The organism is Aeromonas rivipollensis, assembly GCF_037811135.1.
In the GTDB taxonomy this organism is placed as follows: Bacteria; Pseudomonadota; Gammaproteobacteria; order Enterobacterales; family Aeromonadaceae; genus Aeromonas; species Aeromonas rivipollensis.
Window position 1 is genome coordinate 2,039,942 of record NZ_CP149130.1, and the last position, 14,312, is coordinate 2,054,253.

The window sequence follows — 14,312 nt, forward strand, 5'->3', positions numbered from 1 at the left end:
GCCCGTTTTGTTCAGGGTTTGGGGTAGACGGTCTCCCCCATGAAGACCGTCTGCTCGACCCGGGTCTGTGCAATCTGCTCCGGCGTGCCGGCCTTGACCAGGGCGAACAGGTCCCGGTCCAGCACGATGAAGTCCGCCGACTTGCCTGCCTCGATGGAGCCGGTGATGTCCCCTTGGCGTACTGCCCTGGCGCCGTTGATGGTGTAGGCGGCCAGCATCTCGGCAAGGGAGGTGCGCTGACTGGCCCTGAAGTCGTCGCCGCTGCCGGCCGCCTTCACTATGCCGGCGGCCATGTTTTCGAACGGGCGTGGATCCCGGCTGTCCACCGGGGCGTCGCTGCCCGCCACCAGCACGGCGCCAGCCTGGCGCGAACTCTCGACCGGGTAGAGGGCGTCATGGAGATAACCCATGGGGTCGTAGATGGCTTCGCTCAGGGACTGTCCCACCCTGGTTGGTTGGATGAAGGGGCTGACCAGCATGTCGTAGGCAAGCTGGGGCGTGGTCCAGGCATAGGTGAAGGTGAGGTAGAGGCCAAGCTCGCCGAGGCGTTTCTGATCGTCCGGATGCACCACCTGCAGGTGGGCCAGGGTGTGGGGGATGCCGCTCTCCCCGTTGCTGGCGCGGGCCGCCTCCAGGGCATCGAGGGCCACCCGGGTGCTGCGATCGCCGATGCTGTGCATGTGGATGCCAAATCCTGCCCCATCCAGCGCAGTGACGTAGCGCGTCAGATCCGCCTCCTTGTAGTTGACGATGCCGTTGCTGCCCGCATCCTCGCTGTCCGCTGTGATGCTCACCTCGCCGCTGTCGGGATCCAGGGCCAGATGGGGATTGTGGTAGTTCTCCAGCATGCCGGCATTGGGCAGGAAGGGGGGGCTGGTGAAGGGATCCCCCTCCAGCACGCCGTCGAGGAAGATCTTGACCGCATCGGCCTTGATCAGGGGATTACCAGCGAAGGCGTCGCGTACCTGGTTCGCCTTGGCCAGGTGCCCGTCGATGTCCAGCTTGCCGCTGTAGTCATCCTGGTTGAAGCAGGTGGCGGCGGTGACGCGCATGTGCAGCAGATCCTGGTCCTGCATCTTGCGCAGCCGCTCCCGGATGAAGTCGTTGGCGCAGGCATCCTGCACTCCCGTGATGCCGCGGGACGCCATCAGCTCGGAGATGGCGGGGAGTATCTTGTCATACTGGGACTCCGCCTGTTCCCCCTCCGCGCTCAGCACCCCGGTGTCGGGGACTGCAATGGCGCTGCGGGCCGCGTCCCGGATCACGCCGGTTGCCAGATCCACATAGGGGATGAAGGCCTCGAACACACCGCCCGGGGCCAGGGTGGTGGCATTGAAGCCGACCACATTGCCGTCTTTGTCTGCGGCAAGCGCCAGCGCCTGTGAGTTGTAGCCGCCGGCATGGCCGTCGACCCCGGCCAGCATCACGGGGTTGTTCGGCGCCGCCGCATCCAGGGCCGCCAGCAGGGTGGCATGGGTGGCGGTGGGGGTGTTGCCGTCATAGGGCGACCACTGGTTGACCACCAGCCAGTCCCCGGGGGCCGGGGCGTAGCGGGGCAGGCACTCGCTGATCTTGGCCGCGAGCTGATCCAGGTTGACGCTCTGGCCGTCCAGATCGCACATGTCGAGCGCCACTGTGCCGAGCAGGTGGATGTGGTTGTCGTGCAGCCCTGGCAGCACCATCCTCCCTTGCAGATCCACCACCTGGGTCGCACTGTTCTTCAGGGTCTCGGCCCCCGCGCGGGAGCCCACGTAAGTGAACTTGCCGCCTTGCACCACCATGGCCTCGGCCTGGCTGCGTTGCCCATCCTGGGTGTGGATCTTGCCGTTGAGATAGAGGGTGTTGCCGGGCGGCGGCTCACTGCTGTCTTGCTGGCAGCCGAGCAGGCCACTCACCAGCAGGGCGATGGCGCCCAGCCTGAGACGGGGGTGTTTGCTATCCATAGCGCGCTCTCCTTGGGTTAATTGCAGTTTTTACTGCAGATATGAGCACCTATGGTTATTGCAGCTATTCTGAAAAATGCCAGTGATTACTGCACTTTTTTTGACTTGTGTTTACCTTGTCTCATCATGTAGTTATGACAACCAGTCGCCCCTTGGGGCGGAGACCGCATCGGGGGAAGAGAATGTCACAACAAGTGCTGCCGGCCGAATTGTGCATGCGGCGCCAACCCAGGCAACTGCGCAGCCAGGAGGTGGCGAGCCGCATCGAGCAGGCTACCCTGGCCCTGCTGCAGGAGCAGGGGTTTGCGGCCCTCAACACCAACGCCATCGCCGCCCGCGCCGGGGTGGGCATCAAGTCGCTCTACCACCTGTTTCCCAACAAGGAGGCCATCATCTGCCGGCTGGCCCTGGACTGGCTGGCGGCGGTGTGCGAGGCGCAGGAGGTCATCCGCGAGCAGGCTGACAGCTGGCCGCAGACCCTGCTGATGCTGGACGAGGCACTGGAGGCACTGGATGAGCGCTACGTCGGCTACGGGGCGCTGTGGCAGGCGATGGATCTCATTCCCGCCCTGCACGGGGTCGAGCAGGAGCACGAGGGGCGTCAGGTAGCCTTCTGGTCCGAGCGGCTGCGCCACTTTGGCTGCCGCTGGCCCGAGCCCGAGCTCACCACCCTGGTGCGCTACTTCTACCGCACCGCGGACGTGGCCAAGCAGTGCACCAAGGGGCAGGGGGAGGCGGGGGCGCAGCTGTGGCAACTGCATAGACGCTGGAGCGAGCAGCTGATGATGGCGGCCATCGAGGAGCCGGATCCGGCCCGGGTCTGGCAGTCGATGCCGGGACTGGCACCGGCTGGCCCAGTTCCGGCGAAGAGGGACGAATAAAGAGAGGGAGTGCCGGGCACTCCCTCTCTTGCATCTGGCATTGCGCCCAGCGGGCTAGCCGTAGCGGGCCAGGGTGAGCCCCTCGTCGCTGATGGCCGGAGCGCTGCCCGAGATGAGATCGCTCAGTAGTTGGCCCGAGCCTGCCGCCATGGTCCAGCCCAGGGTGCCGTGGCCTGTGTTAAGCCAGAGCCCGGGGATGGGGCTTGGCCCCACCAGGGGCGTGCCGTCCGGGGTCATGGGGCGCAGCCCGGTCCAGAAGCTGGCCTGCTCCAGATCCCCCCCCTGGGGGAAGAGATCCCTCACCACCATGGCCAGGGTATCGTGGCGCCTCGGGTTGAGCGCCAGGTTGAAGCCCGACAGCTCGGCCATGCCCCCCACCCGGATCCGCTCGTCGAAGCGGGTGATGGCGACCTTGTAGGTTTCATCCAGCACAGTGCTGCGCGGGGCGCCATCGGCGTCCGTCATCGGCAGGGTGAGGGAGTAACCCTTGACCGGGTAGACGGGGAGTTCAATCCCGAGGGGGCGCAAGAAGCCGGTGCCATAGCTGCCGAGGGCACAGACGATGGCGTCGGCCTTGAAGCGCTGCTCGCCGGCACGCACCGCCACGGCGCGCCCCTGGGCGAGCTCGACCTCGTCGATAGCGCAGTTGAAGACAAAGTTCACCCCGAGCCGCCGTGCCTCGTCAGCCAGGGCCTGGGTGAAGCGGAAGCAGTCACCCGTCTCGTCTCCCGGCAGGCGCAGGCCGCCCACCACCTTGCCGCGCACCCTTGCCAGGGCGGGCTCGACCTCCTCGCAGCCGTCGGCATCGAGGGACTGGTAGGGGACGCCGTACTCTTCCAGCACTTCGATGTCGCGCTGGCTGGCATCGCGCTGGGCCTGGCTTCGGAACAGTTGCAGGGTGCCGAGCTGGCGCCCCTCGTAGTCCAACGCCAGCTCATCGCGCAACAGCTTCATGCAGTCGCGGCTATATTCAGCCAGTCGCACCATGCGCCCCTTGTTGACCGCATAGGCTGCCGGGGTGCAGTTGGCGAACATCTTCAGCATCCAGCGCAGCTGGAAGGGATCCGAGGTGGGGCGCACCGTGAAGGGGGCGTGTTTTTGCAGCAGCCATTTGGCGGCCTTGAGGGGAATGCCGGGGGCAGCCCAGGGGGAGGCATAACCCGGGGAGATCTGACCCGCATTGGCATGGCTGGTTTCAAGGGCCACCCCGTCGCGCCGCTCCAGCAGGGTCACCTTGTGACCGGCTTTGGCCAGATACCAGGCGCTGGTCACACCGACCACGCCACCACCGAGTACCACTATGTCCATCTTGTCTCTCCTTGACTGGGGCCTCCACCTTAATCAGCCGCCACAGGATATTCAACTGGTGTCGTTATCATTGGTGATTATCACCATTCACATTTTGTTAACTGGCTCTCAATGTTGTCATTTGCTCGCTTTCTGGCATGAAATCCGGTCGATTCAGAGTCGTTCCAGGTGGAGCAGATGGTGCTCCGCCGTCGCCAGGATTGCCTGTTGCCGGGAGGTTGGCTGACCATCCCAGTTGGCATAGGGCAGGGCGAGGCGAGGGTTGCGGCCAAGTTTGTCCCGGTTACGCCAGAGAAAGTGCCAGTAGAGGCTGTTAAAGGGGCAACTGTCCGGCCCGCTGCGCTCCTTCACCTCGTAGTGGCACCCCTTGCAGTAGTGACCCATCCGCTCCAGGTAGGCGCCGCTGCTGGCGTAGGGCTTGCTGCCCATCAGGCCGCCATCGGCAAACTGGCTCATGCCGCGGGTGTTGGGCAGCTCCACCCACTCGATGGCATCCACATAGATGCCGAGATACCAGGCATCCACCTCATCCGGATGGATCCCCGCCAACAGGGCAAAGTTGCCGGTCACCATCAGCCGCTGGATATGGTGGGCATAGGCGTGATCAAGGGACTGCTGGATCGCGTGGCGCACGCAGGCCATCCGGGTCTGCCCGCTCCAGAAGAAACCGGGCAGGGGGCGCTCGGCCCCCAGGGCATTGACGCGACCATAGTCCGGCATCTTTTCCCAGTAGAGGGCGCGGACAAACTCGCGCCAGCCGAGGATCTGGCGAATGAAGCCCTCCACCTGTGCCAGGGTGATGGTGGCCTGATTGGCCTGCCAGTGGGATTGCGCGGCGCGGATCACCTCGAGGGGATGGAGCATCTTGCTGTTCATCGAAAACGACAGGCGGCTGTGGAACAGGCTCCAGCCCCGCTCGCTCAGGGCGTCCTGATAGCGGCCGAAGTGGGGCAGGCAGTGCACCAGAAAGTGCTCGAGCAGCGCGCGGCTCTGGCGCCGGGAGACGGGCCAGGGCAGGGCGCTGGCATCCGCAGTGCCAATGGTGCTGACGCCGTGGCGGGTCAGCATGGCATCGATGTCGCTCACCTCGTTGGCAAAGGTGAGGGGCGCCGGAATGGGCTGGCGCTCCGGCAGTCTGGCGCGGTTCTCGTGATCGAAGTTCCAGCGCCCGCCAAGGGGCTGGTCGCGCTCATCGAGCAGCACCCTGTACTGCTTTCGCAGGGCGCGGTAGAAGAACTCCATCCGGCTGTGGGGATAGCGCCGCCAGCCATCCCGGGGGGTGAGAAAATGCTCGCTGTCCACTTCGCGGGCCGGGATGGCAAGACCTGCGGCCCACTGGGTAAGCTGGCTGGCAAGGCGCCACTCGTCCGGGCTCTGCCAGGCAAAGCGCTCGGCTTGATGGTGGGCGATCTGGGCCGCCAGCAAGCTGGGCAAATCGGGCCAGGGGGCGCTCTCATCGAGAGTCAGGTAGCAGACCCGGTGGCCCGCCTGGGTGAGGGCGGCGGCGAAGGCGCGCATGGCGGCAAAGAAGGCGAGCACCTTCTGGCGATGGTGGCGGCAGTAGTCCGTCTCCTGGCGCAGCTCCGCCATCAGGTAGCAGACCGCGGGATCCGGCGTGCGAAACCAGCTGTGACCGGCGTTCAGTTGGTCTCCTAGGATGAGGCGCAGCTCCATCAGGAGTGCTCCTTATGACGGCGGCAGCGTTCGCTGCAGTAGCGCACTTCGGGCCAGCAGCGGGCCCACTTGCGCCGCCAGGCAAAAGGACGCAGGCAGACAGGGCAGACTTTCTCGGGTAGATGGGGTTTGAGGTGCATGTTCCGCCTCGTTCACTGGGTTGACCGATCTCTGCCTGCATAACGAAGCGCAACCAGGATGGGATCACAGTGGGACGGGAAAGGGGTCGTTCCGGCTTGCGAGGGGAGAGGCGCAATGAGAAGGCCCCGCGCCTGTCGGTGCGGGGCCTTCTGTGACCGTTACTGGTTGCTGAACAGCTTGGCGCGGGGCGTGGACTGGGCGGTCAGGGTCATGCGGCCCGAGGTCTCCAGCCAGGTTCTGATCTTCTTGGCGTCGGCCACCCGCTCATCCGTGGTAGTGGCGTGAAGCAGCACCATGACCACGGGTTCATTGTTGACCCTGGTGTCCATCACCAGGCAGCGACCCGCCTCGCGGATGTAGCCGGTCTTGGAGACCATGATGGGCCAGCTCCCTTCCCGCACCAGGCGGTTGGAGTTGTGGTACTGCATCTGGCGTTTGCCGTTGCGCACCAGTCTGTGCTCTGTGGTGGAGTACTGGCGGATCAACGGGTAGCTGGAGGCGGTGGCCACCAGCTTGGCGAGATCGTGGGCGCTGGAGACGTTGCGCGGGTTGAGGCCTGTGCTGTCGGCGAAATGGGTGCTCCACATGCCGAGCATGCGGGCCTTGGCGTTCATCGCCTCGATGAAGGCGCGGCGACCGCCTGGGTAGTGTCTCGCCAGGGCCGAGGCGGCCCGGTTTTCCGATGACATCAGGGCGATGTGCAGCATGTCGGCGCGGCTGAGGCGGGAGCCAATGGCCAGACGGGAACCTGTGCCCTTGATCCTGTCCACATCGTCCATGGTGACGGTGAGCATCTCGTTGAGGCGCTGGTTGCCATCCAGCACCACCAGCGCCGTCATCAGCTTGGTGATGGAGGCGATTGCCATCACCCTATTGGCGTTGCGTTCAGCCAGGATCTCCCCGGTTCTGGGGTTGGCGACCACGAAGGCATCGGATCCCAGGGCGAGATTGGTGCGCGGTGCCATCAGGCTGTTGGTGGAGGAGGAGGTCGCAGAAAAGGGGTTGGCATGGGCGCTTTCCATGCTGGCGGGAAGGAGGAAGGCGCCGAGCAGCAGGGGAAGAAAAGGACGAAGGTTCATGGTTTGGCTCTACTACGACTGACAGGGACATTTGGCTAAGTTATATGACGGTAATTGACGCTTCACAACGTCTGACGGCCCGATATTTCCATTTTATGGGATGGCTCACCTTGAAATAGCCGAATTCACGGCTATGGCGCCCTCTTGCAGGATTCATAATGAGCCATGCATGGCGCGCACACTGGCCGGGTTCGGCCCGTCATGGGGCGCACTATATGCCCTTTCTGACCAATCATTGCTACTCTTTTTGCGCCTTCCGGGACGGCATTGGGTCGAACACGCCATTAATCCTCTTTGTGTCGGGAAGAAAGGCGCCGGCAGGGGCTGCGAGGGGGATGTCAGCCGACCCGGATCAGCGTAGCGCCACCCTCATCAGCGGCGAGGGGCGGTGCGCCACAAAATGGTGCCAGACATGGTCATAGAGCGCCTGCTGCCCGGGAAAGCTCACCAGCGCCTTGGCCTCGCTGAGCGAACACCAGCGGTACTCGGTGTGCTCATGGTTGAGGGTCACAGCCTGATGGGGCGGGCAATAGACCACGAACACAGGCACCACCATCACGGTATTGGTGGCCGCGTCGTAAAACTGCTCCAGGTACTGGCCGTTATAGAGCTCGCTCACCAGAATGCCCGTCTCCTCGCGAAACTCGCGCACTATGGTCTGCCAGCCGGTTTCACCCGCCTCGACCGTGCCCGCCACATGGCACCAGAAGCCACCCTTGACCCTGTTCATCAGCAGCATTTTTATCTGGTCATCGATGTTCGATAGCGCCACCCCGGCAACGGCGTGGCAGCAAATGGGGATCATGCCTGTACCCTGTCGTCATGAAATCACGGTTTGCATTATGGGGTTGTTCGGCGCCCCTTGTCCCCTTTTTTGCGTCCCGCCCTGTCCCCCGTTAGCCCCCCATGATGCGGGCTGTCTGGATGGCCTCGATCAGCGCGGCCCGGTTGATGCGGGGGCGCTCGCTATCGAGCAGTTGTTGCCACAGGGTGATGGCCTGGCGGTAGCGACCGTGCAGGAAGTGATCGGAGGCGAGCAGCATCAGGGCGCTTACTTCCCCCTTGTCCTGCTTGAGGGCGTCATCGAGCAGGCGTTGCGACTGTGGAGTGAGTCGCTGGCCCGCCTGGTAGTAGAGCACCGTTGCCTGAGCGGCCAGGGTGGCAGCGCTGGCGCCTCCTTCCTGCAGGGCGAGACGCTGGTAGGCGAGCAGGGCGTTGTCGTACTCGTCCCGATACAGATACAACTGGCCGAGCTCGGCCCAGGCCTCGAGGTCGGCGGGGCTGCGCTGCAGCCGCTGGTGCAGGGCGCCGAGCGTCTGGTCCTGCAGATCCCGTGGGCTCAACCCGGCCAGCGGGTCGGGACGGGATTGATAGGCCTGCCAGGCCTGATAACGACCGCTGCTGGCATAACAGGCGGCAACGGCGCCTATCGCCACTATCCCGAGCAGCAGCAGGACGCGGGTATGCTGCCTGTTGCTGCCGGAGGCCTGGGTCAGCCGCTCGCGCAGGGCCAGCTCGGCGACAGGCGTGGCACTGGCAAGGTGGGCGGCGGTCAGCTCCCGATAGAGGGGATCATGGGGGGAGAGGCCTGCCAGCTCCCTTGTCATGATGAGGCGATTCAATGTGCTGCGGGTATCTCTCTCACGCAGGTTGATACTGCCATCGGGGAGGATGGCCTGCTCCCCCCTGTTCTTCAGGCGGCGACGAAGGCGCTTGAGCGCCAGCCCCAGCAGCAGGACGGGTCCTCCCCACAGCAGCGCAGTGCTGCCCTTGAAGGGGGGATCGTAGCGCACGAAGTCGCCGAAGCGCTCCGTCATGCGGGCGATCACCTGCTCGTCGCTCTGCCCTTCATCGACCCAGCGGTAGACCTCGAGCCGCAGATCCCGGGCTATGGGGGAGTTGGACTCCACCAGGTTCTGGTTCTGGCACTGGGGGCAGCGCAGGGCACGGGCGAGATCCTGAGCGCGGCTCTGTCTCTCCGGGTGCTGGAATTGATAGGTATCGACGCCGCTGGCCGTGGCCGCCGGGCTCAGTGCGATGATCAGCGTGATGGTCATCAGCAGCGGGTTGATGAGGGGGCGGATCTTCATGGCTGCCCCTCCGTCTGTGGGGTGGTCAGGGTACGAGCCCTGGCAAGCAGGGGGGCAAACTGGCGCTGCCAGATCTCCTTGGTGAGCTCCCCCGTGTGGCGGCTAAGCAGGGTGCCGTCGGCGGCAAAGAGATAGGTCTCCGGCGTGCCGTAGACGCCGAGCTCCAGCGCCAGCTTGCCGTCCGGGTCCGCCAGCACGGCGCGATAGGGGTTGCCCGCCTGTGTCAGCCAGGCGCGGGCGGCGTCACCCTTGTCTCTGTAGTTGAGACCGTAGAGGGGCACTGTGCCCGCCAGCTCGGCCAGCAGCGGATGCTCGGCGCGGCAGCTCGGACACCAGCTGGCCCAGACGTTGAGCACAAAGGGCTCTCCCTTGAGGCTGGCGGTCTGGATTGAGCTCCCATCCAGCAGGTTTTCGCTCTGCCAGGCCGGCAGAGGGCGCCCCTGGGTCGCCTCGTCCCGGCGGTAAGGATCGTTGCCAAGGCCGAGCCAGAGCAGACCCCCCAGGCCCAGGGTGACTATCAGGGGGAGGAAGAGGCGCAGGCGCGGGCTCATGGTGCCTCCTGTTCGCGCAGGGGCTGCGGGCTTTTGGCTGGACGGGATGCCAGCAACGGCTTGCGCCCCAGCAAACGCAAGGCGCCACCCGCCATCATCAAGATGCCGCCGAGCCAGATCCAGCGCACCAGCGGCTTGTGATGCAGCCGCATGGCATAGGCATCAGGCCCCATCTTCTCGCCGAGCACCACGTAGAGATCGCCAAACAGCCCCCCCTGGATGCCGGGTTCGTTCATGTTCATGGTGCGCACGCTGTAGTGGCGCCGCTCCGGGGCCAGCCTGGCCACCTCCCGGCCATCCTTGTGCACGCTGACAGTGATGCGCTCGGCCGTGTAGTTGGGGCCGAGCCGGGGCTCGCTTCCCTCGTAACGAAATTCATGGGCGCCGAGCCGATAGGGCGTATCCGGACTGAGCACTGTGCCCCCCTCCTGGCTATGGTGGCTCACCTGCGCTATGCCGAGGGCACAGACCGCTACCCCGAGGTGGGCCAGCAGGCTTCCGAGCCGGTTGGCACTCAGATCGCGGGTATTGAATGAGACATTGAGCAGCAGGCTCGCGATGAGCCAGAGGCTCACCATATTGGCGAGGATGCCGCTCCAGCCCAGAGTTCCCTGTTCGCGATAGCCGAGGCTGAGCAGGCCGCCCCCCAGCAGGCCGAGCAGGGGCGGCAGCAGCACCCGCAGGCGGGAGGATGCCATCAGCCCCTGCCAGCGCAGACGCGGGATCTGGGTCATTAGCGCCATCAGTACCAGTGCCAGCGGCACGAAAACAGCGTTGAAATAGGGGGCGCCCACCGAGAGCGACCCCAGATGCAGCGACTGGAACACCATGGGGTAGAAGGTGCCGAGCAGCACGCTGGCGCAGGCCACGCAGAGCAGCAGTATGGTGGCGCCCAGCAGCCCCTCCTTTGACCAGAAGCCGAAGCGGGCGTAGGGGGTACGGGTATCGGCCCGCAGGGCAAACAGGGTGAGTGCCGTGGTCAATAACAGGCCGAGCAGCAGCAAGAGGGTGAGGCCGCGGCTGGGATCCACCGCGAAGGCGTGCACCGAGGTGAGCACCCCGGAGCGCACCACAAAGGTGCCGAGCAGGCTCAGCGAGAAGGTGAAGATGGAGAGCAGCAAGACGCCGTGGCCGTAGGCCCCACGTTTCTCGCAGACCACGAGGGCATGCAGCAGGGCTGTGCCGAGCAGCCAGGGCAGCAGGGAGGCATTTTCCACCGGATCCCAGAACCACCAGCCACCCCAGCCGAGCTCGTAATAGGCCCACCAGGAGCCCAGTACGATGCCGGCGGTGAGAAACACCCAGGAGCCGAGCGCCCAGGGGCGGCTCCAGTGGGCCAGGGCGCCATCGAGCCGGCCCGAGTGCAGCGCCGCCATGGCGAAGGCGAAGTTGACCGCAAAGCCGACGTAACCGAGATAGAGCAGGGGAGGGTGAATGATGAGGCCGATATCCTGCAGCATGGGATTGAGATCGCGTCCCTCAAGAGGCCCCGGGAATGCGCGATCGAAGGGGCTGGAGAAGGCGAGGGTATAGAGGGCAAAGAGCCCGACGATCAGCCCCATGATGGCCAGCACCCGGGCGCGGATCAGCGGATCGACCCGTTTCGAGCAGAGTGCGACCAGCGCCCCCCAGAGGGCCAGCGCAAAGACGAAGAACAGCATGGAGCCCTCGTGGCCGCCCCACACGGCCGCCAGCTTGAAGCCCATGGGCAGGGCACTGTTGGCGTGTTGGGCCACATAGACCAGGGTGAAGTCATCGAGCCCGAAGCAACTGGCGAGCAGCATCAGGGCAGCGCCCAGCAGTATGGCATTGCTCAGCGCCAGTGGCTTGGCGCAGCCCAGCAGGGTCGGGGAGGCGAGCCGCAGCCCCAGCCAGGGCAGGGCGCCTTGCAGCAGGGAGAGCGCCGTTGCCAGCAGCAGTGAGAGATAGCCGAGCTCCGCCAGCACACAACCTCCAGTCAATCATTCGTCTATGTTATGCCGCAGCGTCTGCACAGTACCGGCGCTGGGGGATAACATCCACCGACTCGACAACAACAAGCGCCAGCCCCCCGAGGGCGGCTGGCGCTGATGATCATACCTTTAAACAACCGTCATCTGACCGGCATACGAGGATGATGCAGCATCAGACAGCAGCATATCCATCAGGGTCATGCTGCAAGCCGAGGTCGTATGGTCGCTTTTGCTACAAATCATGCATTTCCCCTTATACCACCGTCATTTGACCGGCATAGAGCACGAAGTAACGCAGCAGCAGTATCCCCACCAGGGTCAGGCTGCACACCAGCACCAGGTGGCCGTTTCGCTCCCGCAGCGCGGCCGGAGCCAGCAGGGAGAGCAACTGGGGCAGCAGCATACCGATGCCCACCACCCCGACCCAGAATACCTGGGCCCAGAAGCCGCTGCCGATGGCGGCCCACATGGCTACCTCCTTCTGGCCGCCACCAAAATAGAGACCGGTAAAGAAGCAGACCAGCAGCAGCACCTCCACCGCCAGCACCGGCCGCTCGAAGCGATGCACAAAGCTCACGCCCGGGCTGTGGTGGTGCTCCTTGAACAGGGTCACCGCCAGCAAGATGGTGGAGGCTATCCCTGAGCTGATGCCGGAGACCAGGAAGAGCACAGGCAGCACAGGGTTGTTCAAGAGCGGATAGGTCTTGAGCGCCGACAGCAGAAAGCCAGTGTAGGCCCCCAGCAGCACGGCGAGCAGCAGCAACAGCGGCGCCAGCAGCCGCTCGAAGCGTGCCAGCAGGGCGATCAGCCCATCCACAAAGGCGAACTTCTCTTTCAGGAACCGGCTGCGAAGGGTCTCGATCTCGGTGCGAAATACCACCGCCAGCCAGGCAAACAGCACCGCCATATAGAGCTGGAACAGCATGACTCCCATCGACATCACTGAGTCGAACTGGTAGTGGAACATCAGCTTCCAGAAGGTCCAGGGGCGGGCCAGGTGGAAGATAAGGATCAGTAACCCCAGAACCACGCTCACCGGCGCCAGAATGGCGGTCGCCTTGATGATGCCGCTCTCGCTGCCGGCCCCCTTGCGGCGCAGCAGCACCGAGAGGCTGGTGGCCCCGGCGGAGATGCCGAGCAGAAAGAGATAGATAGCGATGGGCCAGTCCCAAACGAGGGAAGGGAAGTGAAATGCGTCATGCCACATGATCCATTCCTCCCTCTGTTACTGCGGTAGATGGCGATGGGGCAAATCCCCAGACAAGGGAAGGGAAGTGAAATGCGTCATACCACATGGTCATTCCCTCCATGGGTTATTGCCGTGGTAGATGGCGATGGGGCAAATCCCCAGACAAGAGAAGGGAAGTGAAATGCCGCTTGCATGGTCATGACGTTATCTCCCCTTTGGGCACGCGGTACATCTTGGGCGAGGTGCCGAGCGCCTGCTTGTAGCGATAGGTGGTCTCCTTCACCAGCCGTTTGGCGATGGGGCTGTCCGGGTCATCCAGATTGCCGAACACCAGCGCCCTGGTGGGGCAGGAGGCCACGCAGGCCGGCTCCTTGCCCGCCGCCAGGTTGGTCTTGCGGCAAAAGTCGCACTTGTCGGCAACCTTGGTCACAGGGTTGATAAAGCGCACCTGATAGGGGCAGGCGGCCAGACAGTACATGCAGCCGACGCAGAGATCCGGGTTGACGTCGACGATGCCATCCTCCTTGCGGATATGGGAGGCACCGGTCGGGCAGACGTGCACGCAGGGTGCGTTGTCACAGTGCTGGCAGGACTTGCGAAAGAAGTGGTACTCGGCATCGGGGAAGGTGCCGATGGGGCCGGAGCGGATGATCTCGAGGCGCGAGACCCCCTCTGGCACCTGATTCACCTCCCGGCAGGCATCCATGCAGGCGGTACAGCCGATGCAGGCCGTCTCGTCGTGGATCATGCCATAGCGCACCCCGTCTATGGTCTGGCTGTGGGCGAGGGTAGTGGCAAGGGAGCGGGTCGGCCCCGTCATCATGATGAGGGCCCCCGCGCTCATCCCCGCCATGAAGTGACGACGAGAGCAGCTCATTGTGCCTCCTTGCCCGCATTGACCTGCAGGCCGGCCGCCTTGGCTTGATGCTGCTTGCTGTGGCAATCGACGCAGAGCTTGATGCGGGATTTTTCGGCTATCCCCACCATGGGCTCCTTGGCCGGGTGCAGCGCGTGACAGCTGGTGCAGCTGAGCTTGGTGGCGTGCACGTCGTGGGCCCAGAGCGCCTCGCGCAGGGGTTTGGGCTCGTGGCAGCTCATGCAGACCCCGTTCTGCTCGGTGATGGGGTAAGTCCCGGTGCTCTGCTCCTCTGCCAGGGCGCTTTGCTTCTCATTGAAGCTGTCGCTAAAGCGCATCACGTCCTTGACCCCTTCCCTGTGCTGGGGGGAGGGCTGGCCGTGGCAGTTGGTGCAGGTGACAGGTGCCAGGTTGTTGGGATTGGTCGCCTGACCATGCTTGCCGTGCATCCCCTCGGTCTGCTCCTTGTGGCAGTCGGTGCAGGCCTTGTCGGGGCTGCGCAAGAACGCCACCTCATGTTTCGCGGGCAGGGCTGCGGGGGCGCTCGTCGCATCGGCGGCCTGGCCCTGCAGGCTGGTCAGCAGCATGGCTGCCATCAGCATCAGTCGTAAGAAATCCATCGTTAAATCACCCATAGGAAGCCTCCAT

General features: G+C 64.4%; 13 protein-coding genes. 1 reads left to right on the plus strand and 12 read right to left on the minus strand.

Going from position 1 to position 14,312, the window contains the following annotated elements; genetic code table 11:
- Window positions 1–11 precede the first annotated feature (11 nt).
- Entirely contained in the window at window positions 12–1,943 is a 1,932-nt protein-coding gene (locus tag WIR04_RS09350) for an amidohydrolase (protein WP_338892131.1), read from the minus strand.
- A gap of 182 nt (window positions 1,944–2,125) precedes the next feature.
- Here WIR04_RS09350 and WIR04_RS09355 point away from each other — a divergent pair, with 182 nt between their 5' ends.
- Window positions 2,126–2,824, plus strand: a complete 699-nt coding sequence (locus WIR04_RS09355) for a TetR/AcrR family transcriptional regulator (RefSeq protein ID WP_338892133.1) — start codon at window positions 2,126–2,128, stop codon at window positions 2,822–2,824.
- Between the two features lie 54 nt (window positions 2,825–2,878).
- Here WIR04_RS09355 and WIR04_RS09360 read toward each other — a convergent pair whose 3' ends face one another.
- The 11 genes from WIR04_RS09360 to nrfB all read right to left on the minus strand — a co-directional run bounded on the left by WIR04_RS09360 (window position 2,879) and on the right by nrfB (window position 14,299).
- Window positions 2,879–4,132 (minus strand): D-amino acid dehydrogenase, encoded by a 1,254-nt coding sequence (locus tag WIR04_RS09360; protein ID WP_338892135.1) that lies wholly within the window; start codon window positions 4,130–4,132, stop codon window positions 2,879–2,881.
- Window positions 4,133–4,285: 153 nt separating this feature from the next.
- Window positions 4,286–5,806 carry a cryptochrome/photolyase family protein gene (locus tag WIR04_RS09365; protein ID WP_338892137.1) on the minus strand — a complete coding sequence of 507 codons (1,521 nt, stop codon included), beginning with the start codon at window positions 5,804–5,806 and terminating at the stop codon, window positions 4,286–4,288.
- Window positions 5,806–5,946, minus strand: coding sequence for a DUF2256 domain-containing protein (locus WIR04_RS09370; RefSeq protein WP_080675139.1), 141 nt, complete (start codon window positions 5,944–5,946; stop codon window positions 5,806–5,808). The genes WIR04_RS09365 and WIR04_RS09370 overlap by 1 nt, the downstream gene beginning before the upstream one ends.
- 159 nt (window positions 5,947–6,105) lie before the next feature.
- Window positions 6,106–7,026 (minus strand): D-alanyl-D-alanine endopeptidase, encoded by a 921-nt coding sequence (gene pbpG / locus WIR04_RS09375; RefSeq protein WP_234678042.1) that lies wholly within the window; start codon window positions 7,024–7,026, stop codon window positions 6,106–6,108.
- Window positions 7,027–7,378: 352 nt separating this feature from the next.
- The gene (locus WIR04_RS09380) at window positions 7,379–7,831 is read right to left on the minus strand and encodes an NUDIX hydrolase (protein ID WP_338892142.1); all 453 of its coding nucleotides are present in this window, start codon (window positions 7,829–7,831) and stop codon (window positions 7,379–7,381) included.
- A gap of 91 nt (window positions 7,832–7,922) precedes the next feature.
- Window positions 7,923–9,116 (minus strand): heme lyase NrfEFG subunit NrfF, encoded by a 1,194-nt coding sequence (gene nrfF, locus WIR04_RS09385; protein WP_420883453.1) that lies wholly within the window; start codon window positions 9,114–9,116, stop codon window positions 7,923–7,925.
- The gene (locus tag WIR04_RS09390; protein WP_338892144.1) at window positions 9,113–9,667 is read right to left on the minus strand and encodes a DsbE family thiol:disulfide interchange protein; all 555 of its coding nucleotides are present in this window, start codon (window positions 9,665–9,667) and stop codon (window positions 9,113–9,115) included. The genes nrfF and WIR04_RS09390 overlap by 4 nt, the downstream gene beginning before the upstream one ends.
- On the minus strand, window positions 9,664–11,613 hold the full coding sequence (nrfE, locus tag WIR04_RS09395; RefSeq protein WP_338892520.1) for a heme lyase NrfEFG subunit NrfE: 1,950 nt from the start codon (window positions 11,611–11,613) through the stop codon (window positions 9,664–9,666). Before nrfE ends, WIR04_RS09390 begins: the two co-directional genes overlap by 4 nt.
- Before the next feature lie 259 nt (window positions 11,614–11,872).
- Complete coding sequence (gene nrfD / locus WIR04_RS09400; protein ID WP_338892146.1) at window positions 11,873–12,826, minus strand: cytochrome c nitrite reductase subunit NrfD; 954 nt, start codon at window positions 12,824–12,826, stop codon at window positions 11,873–11,875.
- A gap of 178 nt (window positions 12,827–13,004) precedes the next feature.
- Complete coding sequence (locus WIR04_RS09405; protein WP_338892148.1) at window positions 13,005–13,685, minus strand: 4Fe-4S dicluster domain-containing protein; 681 nt, start codon at window positions 13,683–13,685, stop codon at window positions 13,005–13,007.
- Window positions 13,682–14,299, minus strand: a complete 618-nt coding sequence (gene nrfB / locus WIR04_RS09410; RefSeq protein WP_338892150.1) for a cytochrome c nitrite reductase pentaheme subunit — start codon at window positions 14,297–14,299, stop codon at window positions 13,682–13,684. The genes WIR04_RS09405 and nrfB overlap by 4 nt, the downstream gene beginning before the upstream one ends.
- Window positions 14,300–14,312: the final 13 nt, after the last annotated feature.